General features: G+C 42.8%; 13 protein-coding genes. All 13 read left to right on the forward strand.

Annotated features, from left to right (window positions below; translation table 11 throughout):
- Window positions 1-74 precede the first annotated feature (74 nt).
- The 13 genes from aroE to DWX96_RS07985 all read left to right on the forward strand — a co-directional run bounded on the left by aroE (window position 75) and on the right by DWX96_RS07985 (window position 12778).
- Complete coding sequence (aroE, locus tag DWX96_RS07925) at window positions 75-950, forward strand: shikimate dehydrogenase (RefSeq protein ID WP_022243991.1); 876 nt, start codon at window positions 75-77, stop codon at window positions 948-950.
- A gap of 15 nt (window positions 951-965) precedes the next feature.
- Window positions 966-1739, forward strand: a complete 774-nt coding sequence (gene aroD, locus DWX96_RS07930) for a type I 3-dehydroquinate dehydratase (protein ID WP_118057200.1) — start codon at window positions 966-968, stop codon at window positions 1737-1739.
- A gap of 61 nt (window positions 1740-1800) precedes the next feature.
- On the forward strand, window positions 1801-2313 hold the full coding sequence (locus tag DWX96_RS07935) for a shikimate kinase (RefSeq protein WP_022243993.1): 513 nt from the start codon (window positions 1801-1803) through the stop codon (window positions 2311-2313).
- A complete protein-coding gene (locus DWX96_RS07940) occupies window positions 2313-3485 on the forward strand; it encodes a class I SAM-dependent methyltransferase (protein ID WP_330415592.1) in 1173 nt (390 codons plus the stop codon). The genes DWX96_RS07935 and DWX96_RS07940 overlap by 1 nt, the downstream gene beginning before the upstream one ends.
- Entirely contained in the window at window positions 3463-4821 is a 1359-nt protein-coding gene (locus tag DWX96_RS07945; RefSeq protein WP_118057201.1) for an RsmB/NOP family class I SAM-dependent RNA methyltransferase, read from the forward strand. Before DWX96_RS07940 ends, DWX96_RS07945 begins: the two co-directional genes overlap by 23 nt.
- 157 nt (window positions 4822-4978) lie before the next feature.
- Window positions 4979-5680 carry a phosphatase PAP2 family protein gene (locus DWX96_RS07950; protein ID WP_158561831.1) on the forward strand — a complete coding sequence of 234 codons (702 nt, stop codon included), beginning with the start codon at window positions 4979-4981 and terminating at the stop codon, window positions 5678-5680.
- Entirely contained in the window at window positions 5673-6710 is a 1038-nt protein-coding gene (locus DWX96_RS07955; protein WP_330416230.1) for a lysylphosphatidylglycerol synthase transmembrane domain-containing protein, read from the forward strand. The genes DWX96_RS07950 and DWX96_RS07955 overlap by 8 nt, the downstream gene beginning before the upstream one ends.
- A gap of 8 nt (window positions 6711-6718) precedes the next feature.
- Window positions 6719-7402, forward strand: coding sequence for a CDP-alcohol phosphatidyltransferase family protein (locus DWX96_RS07960; protein ID WP_022243998.1), 684 nt, complete (start codon window positions 6719-6721; stop codon window positions 7400-7402).
- 112 nt (window positions 7403-7514) lie between these two features.
- Entirely contained in the window at window positions 7515-8399 is an 885-nt protein-coding gene (locus DWX96_RS07965) for a phosphatidylserine decarboxylase (protein ID WP_118057248.1), read from the forward strand.
- On the forward strand, window positions 8378-9133 hold the full coding sequence (gene larB / locus DWX96_RS07970) for a nickel pincer cofactor biosynthesis protein LarB (RefSeq protein WP_118057202.1): 756 nt from the start codon (window positions 8378-8380) through the stop codon (window positions 9131-9133). The genes DWX96_RS07965 and larB overlap by 22 nt, the downstream gene beginning before the upstream one ends.
- Entirely contained in the window at window positions 9120-10421 is a 1302-nt protein-coding gene (gene larC, locus DWX96_RS07975; protein ID WP_118057203.1) for a nickel pincer cofactor biosynthesis protein LarC, read from the forward strand. Before larB ends, larC begins: the two co-directional genes overlap by 14 nt.
- A 27-nt stretch (window positions 10422-10448) precedes the next feature.
- Window positions 10449-11795 carry an MATE family efflux transporter gene (locus tag DWX96_RS07980; protein WP_118057204.1) on the forward strand — a complete coding sequence of 449 codons (1347 nt, stop codon included), beginning with the start codon at window positions 10449-10451 and terminating at the stop codon, window positions 11793-11795.
- Window positions 11792-12778: a Gfo/Idh/MocA family protein gene (locus DWX96_RS07985; RefSeq protein WP_118057205.1), complete on the forward strand. Its 987-nt coding sequence runs from the start codon at window positions 11792-11794 to the stop codon at window positions 12776-12778. The genes DWX96_RS07980 and DWX96_RS07985 overlap by 4 nt, the downstream gene beginning before the upstream one ends.
- Window positions 12779-13200 lie beyond the last annotated feature (422 nt).

Consider the following 13200-nt stretch of genomic DNA (forward strand, 5'->3'; position numbering starts at 1 on the left):
AACGATAGATTTATTTTGGTTCGGTCTTTTCTAATCACCCGAACAGAATCATTTCGAACAGAAGGAGAGAAGACATGGAAGGAAAAGGAAGAATAACAGGACATACAGGATTATTGGCATTGATCGGTTCCCCGGTAGGACACTCAGGCTCCCCGGCAATGTATAACTATAGCTTTGAAAAATTAGGATTAGACTATGCATACGTAGCATTCGATATAAAAGTAGAAGAAGTAAAGGCAGCCTTGGATGCCATGCGCCTTTTCCACATGCGTGGCTGCAATGTAACGATGCCATGTAAGACAGAAGCTGCAAAATATATGGATGAGCTTTCACCGGCAGCCCGGATTATCGGAGCAGTCAATACCATAGTAAATGAAGATGGAAAATTAATCGGACATATGACAGACGGTGAAGGATTTGTAGGCAATTTAAGAGACCATGGAATTGAGATAAAAGGAAAGAAAATCACAGTAGCAGGAGGCGGCGGAGCAGCCACTGCCATTCAGGTACAGTGTGCGCTGGACGGGGCAAGAGAAATCAGCATTTTCAATATCAAAGATGACTTCTTCGAAAGAACACTGGAAACAGCAGAGAAGATTAGAAAAGAAGTGCCGGGCATTGTGGTAAATGTGTATGACATTGCAGATACTGCAAAGATGACAGAAGAGATTCAAAGCTCTGACATTTTTGCCAATGCAACAATCGTTGGAATGAAACCGATGGAAAAAGAAAGCGTTGTGAAAGATACATCCGCATTCCGTCCGGGACTGGTGGTTGCAGATGCCGTTTATAATCCGGAAGAGACAAGATTACTCCGGGAAGCAAAAGAAGCAGGCTGTACCTGTCTCAATGGAAAAGGAATGTTACTGTGGCAGGGTGTTGCTGCATTCCGCCTGTACACCGGAGAAGAGATGCCGGTACGGGAAGTAAAAGAGAAGTTTTTCCAGTAGGATAAGGAGTAAGAAATGGAACAGTCGGTAGTCAGAATCAGGACATTGGAAATCGGGAACGGAATGCCAAAGATTTGTGTTCCGGTTGTAGGAAAGACGGAAAAAGAAATATTAGAGGGCGCAGAGCGGGCGAAGGCTGCAAAACCGGATCTGGTGGAATTTCGTGTGGACTGGTATGAAGAAGTTGCAGACAGTAAAAAAGTAGTAGCACTGTTAGAAAAGCTTCGTAAATGTTTGGGAGAACTTCCAGTTTTATTTACCTTCCGAAGCAGCAGGGAAGGCGGAGAAGCTGCCTTAAGCGACGGCGCATACCAAAGCTTAAATGAAGCAGCAATTGCATCCGGCTTTGTGGACTGCGTGGATGTGGAATTATTTTCCGGGGATGCTGTTGTAAAGGCAGTAGTAGAGGCAGCACATAGCAATAATGTAAAAGTCATTGCATCCAATCATGATTTTGAAAAAACACCGGCCGCAGAAGAACTCCTTGTCAGACTTCAGAAAATGGAAGCACTTGGCGCAGATATTCCAAAGATTGCCGTTATGCCACAAAGCAGCAAGGATGTTTTAACACTGCTTACGGTAACGGAAAGCTGGAAGGAAACAGGGAAGCCACCTGTTATTACCATGTCTATGGCAGGAGAGGGCTTAATCAGCCGTCTTTGCGGAGAAATCTTTGGCTCGGCAGTTACCTTTGGTGCAGCCGGAAAGAGCAGCGCACCGGGACAGATAGATGCAGAAGAACTGCGGCGGATATTGGAAATCATACATCAGAATAGCAATAGACAGTAAAAATAATAGAGAAGAATTTCAATCGATATTTGGAATCATACATATGGAAAGGAATTAGAAAATGGCAGAGAATATTTTTCTGATTGGATTTATGGGAGCCGGGAAAAGCACCATAGCAAAAGTATTAAAAGAGAAATTAAATGTTCCTCTTTGCGAAATGGATGAAATGATTGCAGAGCAGCAGAAAATGGCTATCTCTGACATTTTTGCACAGTATGGTGAAACACATTTCAGAGATTTGGAGACACAGCTTGTAAAAGATATTTCAGAAAAAGACGGTGTCATCGTATCCTGCGGTGGCGGTGCAGTGCTGCGGGAAGAAAATGTATCTTTTATGAAAGAAAATGGCAGAATCGTTCTGTTATCTGCTACACCGGAAACTATTTATGAGAGAGTTCGCTACAGCAAGGACCGCCCGATTTTAAATGGCCATATGAATGTGGAGTACATCCGTGAACTGATGGAAAAACGCCGCAGCCGTTATGAAAGTGTTGCAGACCTTGCGGTGGCAACAGACGGCAGGAGTGCAGAGACAATCGCAGATGAGATTATTGCAAAGTTAAGAGAAGCATAATGGAAATGAGAGAGTATATAGAAGCAATTGCAGAAAGCTGCAGAAAGCTGATTATCAGTAAGCCCGCCACAAAGCAGGAAGAGTATCGTAAAATTATCGTGCAGAAAAAGGAAGCCTTTTTCCAGATGGAAAAATATACGGACAAGCAGGTATTTCATGAGAATCTGTCCGTAGAAGAATTAGAGGCAGCATTGGAAGAACTGATGCAGAATCATTTTCGCCAGCTCAATGGATTTGATACAGAAGCAGAGCATATTCTTCTGGTATCCAAAAAGGGAGTGCCATCTTATAAAAGGAAAAAGCTGCAGAATGCAGTAAATGAGACTGCAACCCATAACCGGAAGAAAAATTATCTCTTAGAAGAAGGTAAGGTCATTCCGCCGTTGGTGGATATGGGAATTTTTACCACAGAGGGTAAAATTGTCCGTACCATGTATGATAAGTTTAAGCAGATTAACCGTTTTATTGAAATCATCGATGATTATGTGAAGGACTGTAAAAAAGAGAAGCTTCATATCATTGATTTCGGCTGCGGTAAGTCCTATCTTACTTTTATTATGTACTACTACTTTACGGAAGTGCGCAAGATTCCGGTAGAGATTGTAGGACTGGATTTAAAGAAAGATGTCATAGAAAAATGTAATCAGGCAGCAAAAAAATACGGATATGACACCCTGCATTTTGAACTGGGAGATATCAATGGCTACAAAGCACCGTTTCCGGTGGATATTGTAGTATCTTTGCATGCCTGCGATACCGCAACGGATTTTGCCTTATACAATGCTATCAGCTGGGATGCGGAAATGATTTTCTCCGTGCCATGCTGCCAGCATGAATTAAATGAGCAGATGGAGAGCGAAAAGCTGCATCTGATGACCCGTTATGGCATTATCAAAGAGCGTTTTGCGGCACTGACAACGGATGCAATCCGTGCCAACCTCTTAGAGTGCTGTGGATACAAGAGCCAGGTCTTAGAATTTGTGGATTTGTCCCATACGCCAAAGAATCTTCTGATCCGGGCGAGAAAGGCAAAGATTTCAAAGGAGCATAAGCAGAAGCTTTTAAAAGAAGTGGATGCCATGTGTGAAGAATTCCAGCTAAAACCGTTACTCTACGGATTACTGCAGGTGGATGAAGGGAGAAATACGGATGCATTCAGAACAGGAAAATAATAGTTTCCCGGCAGAGTTTTTAGAGAGAATGAAGGAAATGTTAGGGGAAGAGTATCCTGCATTTTTTGAAAGCTTAGGGCAGGAGCGGCAGCAGTCGTTCCGGATTAATACAGGGAAAACCAGTGTATCAGAATTTTTACAACAGACAGATTGGGAGCTAAAACCGGTTCCATGGTGTGAGACCGGTTTTTATTATGGAAAAGAGATTCGTCCGGGAAAACATCCTTATCACAATGCCGGTGTGTATTATATTCAGGAGCCATCGGCAATGGTACCGGCAGAATGTCTTAAGGCACAGCCGGGGGATATCATCTTAGATCTCTGTGCAGCTCCCGGTGGAAAGAGTACCCAGATTGCGGCAGCTATGAAGGGGGAAGGAATCTTAATCTGTAATGAGATTCATCCGGCGAGAGCGAAGATTTTATCTGAAAATATAGAGCGGATGGGAATCAAAAACGCACTGGTATTAAATGAGACACCGGAGCATCTGTCAGAGCGTTTTCCAAACTGCTTTGATAAAATCATGGTGGATGCACCATGCTCCGGGGAAGGCATGTTCCGGAAAAATGAAGAAGCAGGAAATGAGTGGAGTATAGAAAATGTCAGATTATGTGCCGACCGGCAGGACGGCATCTTAGACTGTGCGTATGAGATGTTAAGGCCTGGCGGCAGGATGATATATTCCACTTGTACCTTTGCACCGGAAGAGGATGAAGGAAGTGTGCACCGTTTCTTAGAACGTCATCCGGACTGCCAGATTGCAGAAGGAATTGACTGTGAAGGCTTTATTCATGACAAAGAAGGCTGCATCCGTCTGTTTCCGCATAAAATCGAAGGTGAAGGACATTTTGCAGCAGTGATAACGAAAGCAGGCGAAGGTTATGGCGGCTTTGGACTGACGGAAAAGGGCATAAAGGAAAAAGACTGCCCGGAATATCTTTCTTTTGTAAAAGAGAGTTTAAAAGAAAAACCTCAGGGAGCATTGCTTAAATTTGGAGAGCAGCTCTATCTGATGCCGGAAGGATTTCCTGCTTTAAAGGGGCTGAAGGTATTACGGCCGGGACTGCATCTTGGCACCTTAAAAAAGAACCGTTTTGAACCATCCCATGCACTGGCACTTGCCATGCAGCCACAAGAGGCATTTCATGTTGCCATGCTTTCTTCTGACAGTCAGGAAATCAGACAGTATCTGATGGGACAGACTTTTTCATGGGGAGGAGAAAAGGGCTGGTATTTAATCTACGTAGATGGCTACAGCATCGGCTGGGGCAAGCTGGCAGGTGGAATCATGAAGAATCATTATCCGAAAGGGCTTCGTATGGTGGATATTATCTGAAAAGAGAGAATCTGAAAAAAGCTGCTTAAAATAAAACAAAATTAAGGAAATATTAATAAACACTGGGAATATCTGCTTGTGATTTAAAGGAAAATCGAATATGATTATTAAGTCGGAAAAAATAGAAAGTTAGAAAATTATGTGTGAAGAGACAAAGTTGGGAAAATTTTATCAAAAATACATAGCAAAATGGATACCATCATACGGACCACTGCCATTGGCATGGTGTGCCATTTTTAATACCATTATTTATTGGGGCACCCAGAGGCTGATGGCAAATGCAAAGCATTATGACCTGACCAGCAATCTGGACAGGAGTATTCCTTTTGTAAAAGAGTGGATTATTCTGTATGTTTTATTTTTTGCGTTCAGTTTAATAAATTATATTCTGGTATCGAGAGAAGATAAGGAAACATTTTTCCGTTTTGCAACAGCGGATATGTTGTCAAGAGTAATCTGCTGTATCTTCTTTATATTGCTTCCAACCACGAATATCAGACCGGAAGTGACAGGGCATGATTTCTGCAGCTGGCTGGTGCGTTTTATCTATGCATCGGATGCACCGACGAATCTCTTTCCATCCATCCATTGTCTGGTAAGCTGGTTCTGCTTCATCGGGGTAAGAAAGAGCCGTAAGATACCGGGCTGGTACAAAGGATGTTCTTTTGTGATGGCAGCATTAATTTGTGCATCCACCCAGTTTACCAAACAGCATTACATGATTGACCTGGTAGCAGGCATTTTTCTGGCAGAATTCTGCTGGTTTGTATCAAAGCATACCGGAATGTACCGTCCGGTAATGAAAGTTTTTGATAAAATCGGAAGAAAGATATTTGGGGTGAAGCATTATGATGAGTAAGAAAAAAGGAATACTGAATGCAGTTTTTCTTATTACCGTATTTGCAATTACCATATATGCAATCTTTCATGGACAGGATTTAGGTGAATTGTTCGGCTATATCCGGAATACGGATTACCGGTACTGGCTTGTTGCGGTGGTCTGCGTGGTATTCTTTATCTGCAGTGAATCTGTTATTATATTTTATATGATGCGAAGCATCCGGCAGAAGATAAAACTTATGCATTGTTTCCTGTATTCCTTTGTTGGATTCTTTTTCAGCTGTATTACACCATCGGCAACCGGAGGACAGCCGGCACAGATTTATTATATGAAAAAGGATAAGCTGTCCATACCGGTATCGACACTGGTTTTAATGATTGTAACCATTACTTATAAACTGGTGCTTGTGGTGATTGGCGCATTGGTTGTAATCATTCGTCCGGCACAGATTATGCATTATCTTGAGCCGGTGCTGGGATGGTGTTATCTGGGACTTTTATTAAATGTCTTTTGTGTGGCATTTATGATGTTTCTGGTTTTCCATCCGACACTGGCAGCTAATATGATGGATGCCATCATAAGAGGACTTGGCAAAATTCATCTGATGAAGCGTACTGAATATTACCGGGAAAAAATGGCAAATGCCATGAAGCAGTATCAGGATGTGGCAGGATATTTCCGTACCCATAAATTGGTCGTAACCAATGTATTTCTGATTACCGTAGTACAAAGACTGTTACTCTTTTTTGTAACATATCTGACCTGCCGTTCCTTCGGAATCAATGGAACAGGGATGGTAACCATTGTTGTATTACAGGGAATGATTTCCGTTGCGGTGGATATGCTTCCGTTACCGGGAGGAATGGGAATCAGTGAATCACTGTTTTTATCTATTTTTGCACCAATCTGCGGCACACTGACATTGCCGGCGATGGTGGTAAGCAGGGGACTCAGTTATTACACAGAATTAATTTTAAGCGCAGTTATGACAGTCGTAGCACATTTTACGATAGGAAGACCGCATAAACAGAAGAGGGAAGAAAGGTAGAGGAAAAAATGATAGGTTTTTATGATTATACAGTAGTACTTACATATATTAGTCTGATGTGTTCTGTTTTTGGAATCACTCAGGCAATTGGAGGACATTATAGAACAGCAATTATCTGTCTGGCATTATCCGGATTATTTGATATGTTTGATGGAAAGATTGCAAGAACCAAAAAGAACCGTACTGATGATGAAAAGTTATTTGGCGTTCAGATTGATTCCCTTTGCGATGTAGTCTGCTTTGGTGCGTTCCCGGCAGTAATCTGTTATGTGCTTGGTGTAAGAGGTATTCTTGGAACCATTGTTCTGGCATATTATTGTGTCTGCTCCGTGATTCGTCTTGGATTCTTCAATGTGTTGGAAACCAACCGCCAGAGAGTAGAAGAGGGTGCCAATAAATATTATCACGGACTGCCGATAACAACGATGGCAATCGTACTGCCACTGGCATTTATGCTGAACTTTGTAATTGCGGAGCGTGAATTCAGTGTGTTACTACTCTTTGTTTTGGCAGTAGTTGGCACATTATTCATTGTAGATTTTAAATTGAGAAAGCCATCTAATGCATTTCTTGCAGTTTTGGTTATCCTTGTGGCATGTGCAGTAATTGCAATCTTCTTATTCTCAAAATATCATATTTCGCTGTGCTTTCCGGGACTGGAGAATTCCATTTTAGATCGTCTGATGAGGTAGAAATTGTGTCAGATGAGACCAGCATTATGTTCAATGAGCCGGAAATGGGATGTAACGTGACAGAAAATGCGTAACATTTCCTGCAATAAGGAAAAATGAGGAGGAAACGAAGATGCGTTGTGTAGACCGGAAGGGAAATGAAATTGGTGAGAATGCAGCACAGGGCAGAGTGTTAAAGGCATTGTATGAGACTGCTGCCGGAAGAATTTTACTTGGAATTCTGGTGAAACCTTTTGTTTCCAAAGCAGGTGGATTCCTTTTGAACCAGCCGGTATCAAAGGCTGCAATTGCACCATTTATAAAAAAGAATCATATAGATATGACAGATTATGAGGAACGGGAATACCGTTCCTATAATGATTTTTTCACCAGGAAAGTCAAGCCGGGACACCGGAAATTTGACCGTGTTAAGGAGAATTTCTGTGCACCCTGCGACAGCAGGCTCAGCATATATCCCATTACAGCAGAGGGAAAAGTCCGCGTCAAGGATACGGAATATACCATGGAAAGTCTTTTCCGCAGCAGGAAAATCGCCTGTCATTATGAGGGCGGAACCCTTTGCATTTTCCGTCTGACGGTAGATGATTATCATCATTACAGCTTTGTGGATGATGGCAGAATGGGGTACATCTATAGGATTCCGGGTGTTTTTCATACGGTAAATCCGCTGGCGGGAGAAATATATCCGATTTATAAGGAAAATACCAGAGAATTTTCTGTGCTGAAAAGTCAGCATTTTGGCAATATTTTAATGATGGAAGTGGGCGCACTTATGGTAGGCAGAATCTGTAATGAGAAAGAAAACTGCCCGGTGCACCGTGGAGAAGAAAAAGGTAAATTTGAATTTGGCGGTTCTACGGTAATTTTGTGTCTGGAAAAAGACAGGGTAGAACTGGACGCAGATATTGTGTATAATTCCAATAAAGGAGTCGAGACGAAAGTCCGGCAGGGGGAAAAGATTGGAAGGATGTCAGAATGGAAGCGCATGAAGTATTAGAACAGGTGAAAAGCGGAAAGATGACCGTAGAAGAAGCGGAGCAGTTTTTTAAAAGGGAACCATTTGAAGAGATGGGCTATGCAAAGATAGACAGCCATCGGAAAGTGCGTTCCGGTTTTGCAGAAGTGGTATTCTGTCAGGGAAAACGGGATGAGTTTCTTCTTGAAATCTTTCAGAGAATATACAAGGATGAAGGCGAGGTCATGGGAACCAGGGCGTCTTTGGCACAGTATGAGTTGTTGCACAAGGAATTACCGCAGGTTACCTATGACCCTGTTTCTCGTATATTAAAAATTGAAAAAAAGGATAAAAAACGCAGTGGACTGATAGCGGTATGTACGGCTGGAACGGCAGATATTGCAGTGGCAGAAGAGGCTGCGCAGACGGCAGAGTTTTTCGGAGCCAATGTGGAACGTATTTATGATGTGGGAGTCAGTGGAATTCACCGTCTCCTTTCACGGCTTGAGGTAATCCAGAAAGCCAACTGTGTTGTTGCAGTGGCTGGCATGGAAGGAGCACTGGCAAGTGTTTTAGGCGGACTGGTAAGCAGGCCGGTAATCGGTGTACCAACCTCCGTAGGCTATGGAGCGAATATGGGAGGCATTTCTGCATTGCTTACCATGATTAATTCCTGTGCCAATGGTGTTGCAGTGGTAAATATTGATAATGGTTATGGTGCAGGCTATCTTGCAACACAGATAAACAGACTGGGGGTACATGATGAAGAAGCGTAGTTTATATCTGGACTGCCATACCGGAATCAGTGGTGATATGGTAGTGGCAGCTTTACTGGATGCAGGAGCAGACAGAGAAGTCTTAGAAACTGTTTTAAGGAGCATTCCGGTATCCGGCTTTGGGATTGCAATCAGCAGAGTACAAAAGGCGGCCCTGTCGGCATGTGATTTTAAGGTCATCTTAGATGCCGCCCATGAGAATCATGATCATGATATGAAGTATTTATATGGGAAGGAAGAATCGCACGCACATGGAGGGCATTTCCATTCGGAAGAATCATACACCCATTCGGAAGAATCATACACCCATGGGGAACATCATCATCACGAACACCGCGGTCTGACGGAAATTTATTCCATAATCGATGGCACGAATATGCTTGATAGTACCAGGACACTTGCTAAGAAAATATTTAGGATTTTAGCAGAAGCGGAAGCAAAAGCCCATGGTGTTCCGGTGGAAGAAGTACATTTTCATGAAGTGGGAGCCTTGGATTCAATCGTAGATATTATTGCAGCGGCAGTTTGTGTTGATAATCTTGGAGTAGATGAGGTCATTATTCCTGCCCTGTGGGAAGGGGAAGGAACGGTGCGCTGTCAGCATGGAATCCTGCCGGTTCCGGTTCCGGCAGTGACTAACATAGTGATGGAATATGGAATCCTGCTTGGAAAAATCGGTGAACCGGGAGAATATGTGACTCCGACAGGGGCTGCAATTGCAGCGGCTATCTGTACGTCAAGAGAGCTGCCGGAATGTTACCGGATTGTGGGAAACGGACTGGGCGCCGGAAAGCGGGACTATAAGCGGCCGGGACTGCTCCGGGCATTGTTGCTGGAAACAGAAGAACCGGTCTATGAAAGTGATTCTATTTTAAAACTGGAATGTAATATCGATGACTGTACCGGGGAAGCACTGGGCTATGCCATGGAGCTTTTACTGGAAAATGGCGCAAGAGATGTCCATTATATACCGGTCTATATGAAGAAAAACCGCCCGGCATATCAGTTGACAGTAATCTGCAGGAAAGAAGACCGGGAAAAATTAGAAGCAATTATATTTCGTGAGACAACAACCATTGGAATCCGCTATGTAGAAATGGTGCGGACGATTCTGCCAAGAAGGACAGAAAAGCGGCAGACCTCCTATGGTGAGGTGGCGGTTAAAATATGTGAGGGTGAAGGAGAAGTGCGTATTACTCCGGAGTATGAATCCATACGGGAGGTATGCAGAGAGAGAGGACTTCCTTTTCAGAAGGTATATGATGATGTATTGCAGGAGTTGAAATAAGGATATGAAAAGGATGAGGTTAAAAGGATGCATACAAAAACAGATTTATTAGAGGGTAATATTTTAAAATCTTTGATTTTATTTGCAATTCCACTTATTATTTCCAATTTATTTCAGCAGCTCTATAATGCGGCAGATACCATGATAGTAGGCCATTTTCTAGGTGATGAATCGCTGGCAGCAATTGGTGCATGTGCAGCGGTTTATGAACTGCTGGTAGGATTTGCACTGGGGTTTGGAAATGGACTTAGCATGGTAGTGGCAAGAAGCTTTGGTGTAGGAGATAAAGACTTGTTAAAGCGTGCAGTTGCAGGCTCTTTGGTAATTGGAGCAGCGGTGACGGTTGGTGTAATGCTGATTGCACAGATTGGACTTCGTCCGCTTCTGGTCTTGTTACATACACCATCAGAAATCATTGAGGAATCCTATTCTTATATTTATATTGTAACAATCTGTGTTGGAGTAATGTTTGCATATAATCTGTTGTCCGGATTGCTTCGTGCAATTGGAAACAGTTTTATGCCGCTGGCATTTCTGATTATTTCGTCCGTTATCAATATTGTACTGGATGTTCTTTTTATTACACAGTTTCAGATGGGAATCCGCGGTGCAGCAGTGGCAACGGTGGTAGCACAGGGAATTTCTGCAGTATTATGTGCCATTTATATTATGAAAAAATGTAAGATTTTAATACCGGCACGGGAGCATTTTAAAGTAGATGGACCACTTTACCGGGAACTGACAGGCCAGGGGCTTTCCATGGGCTTTATGTTAGCTATTGTATCTACAGGAACAGTAATCCTGCAATATGCTATCAATCAGCTGGGTTATCTGATTATTGCGGGACATACAGCAGCACGAAAATTAAACAGTTTTTGTTCGTTGCCATTAATGCCACTGGCAATGGCAACAGCAACCTTTGTATCCCAGAACTGGGGAGCAGACCAGCGTGACCGTATCCTTAAGGTAGTACGGTATGCCATGATACTGTCTGTTGGCTGGGCAGTATTTATTACCGTTATTGTTGCATTTGCCGCACCTTGCCTGATTGCATTGCTCTCCGGCTCATCCGAAAGTGTAGTTCTTGAAAATGGTGTCAGATATATCCGCTGGAATACACCGTTTTATTCGGTTCTTGGAATTCTGCTGGTACTTCGAAATGTGTTACAGGGACTTGGTAAAAAGGTAGTGCCACTGGTTTCAAGCATGATAGAGCTGGTAGGAAAAATTGCATTTGTTCTATTGTTTATCCCAATCTTGAAATATTTTGGTGTAATTATCTGTGAGCCGGTTATCTGGTGCCTGATGTGTATACAGCTTGTCATATTTTATTACAGAGACCCGTATATCCGTGGAAAGGAAGAAAAGAAATGAAGCTTGGAATCGTAGGAACAGGAACTATCGTAGAAGAAGTGCTTCCGGTATTAAAACAGGTAAAAGGGCTTTCCTGCTATGGAATTTGTGGAACAAAGCGCAGTGAAGCAAAAGCAGAAAAACTAAAAGAACAGTATCAGATGAAGCTTGCAGTAAGTGATTATGAAAAACTTCTGGATTCGGAAATTGATACCGTCTACATCGCTGTGCCAAATCTTTGGCATTTTGAAATGGCAAGAGAAGCTATCCTCCATGGAAAACATGTTATTGTAGAAAAACCCATGACAGCCAATGAAAGACAAGCAGAGGAGCTTTGTGCCCTTGCAAAGAAGCAGGGAGTATTTTTGTTTGAAGCCATTACTACAAGGTATCAGCCGAACTATCAGTTTATCAAAGAGCAGTTACCGACGATTGGAAAAATCAAAATGGCAGTCTGCAATTTCAGCCAATATTCCAGAAAGTATGACCGTTTCCAGAATGGAGAAAACATTCCTGTTTTTGATGCAAAGCAGGCAGGTGGAGCTTTGATGGATTTAAACTTATATAATATCCAGTATTTAGAAGGCCTGTTTGGAGAACCGCAGTCTGTGCATTATACCGCAAACACGGAAAAAGGAATTGACACCAGCGGTGTTGCAATTTTATCTTATCCCGGCTTTCAGGCAGTTGCAATAGGCGCAAAGGACTGCCAGGGACAGCCGGAATATCGCATTGAAGGAAGTGAAGGCTACATTGCCCAGAACAGCCCGTGTAATGTCTGCGGCGCAGTGACCATCCATTACCGAGATGGAAGAGAGGTATCCTATGATGGAAATGGAGATGCACACCGGATGTATGCAGAGTTTGTTTCCTTTGTAAATGAGATAGCATCAAAGGACACTGCAACCTGCTACGAAATGCTCGACCACAGCCTTGCGGTCAGCCGGATACTGACCCGGGCAAGAGCGGATGCCGGAATTGTATTTCCGTGTGATGAAAATTAGTCAAGTATGATTTAGTCAATCGTACTTGACTAAATTGTATTTGACGAAGGTAATCCTTCCATCTCCACACTATCTCCATATCTATGTAATAAGATGTAACAAGTTCGTAACAACTTGCGAATGATTACATAGGAAATTGCGAGAAGAGAAAATTATTTGAATTTATTTTAGAAAATGAACAATAGCCAGACAGTCCGGCAAAGTGCGAAGGCATTTTCATGGCTGTTAGGGGCACTTGGAATTTCGTATGGGAACAGGCAACGCCGGTACATGGAAGTACCGGCGAGGCGCAGATGAACATGGATGTGAATTTGCACCGCTTGCCGGATAAAAAGAATACAATCCGAAATTCTTAGTGCCCCTTGCAGTTATGATACAGCCTTAGTACTTGCCGGGCTGCCCGGCTATTTCTTACTTTGTAA

This window comes from Roseburia sp. AF22-2LB, from assembly GCF_003461125.1.
GTDB lineage: Bacteria > Bacillota > Clostridia > Lachnospirales > Lachnospiraceae > Roseburia_C > Roseburia_C amylophila.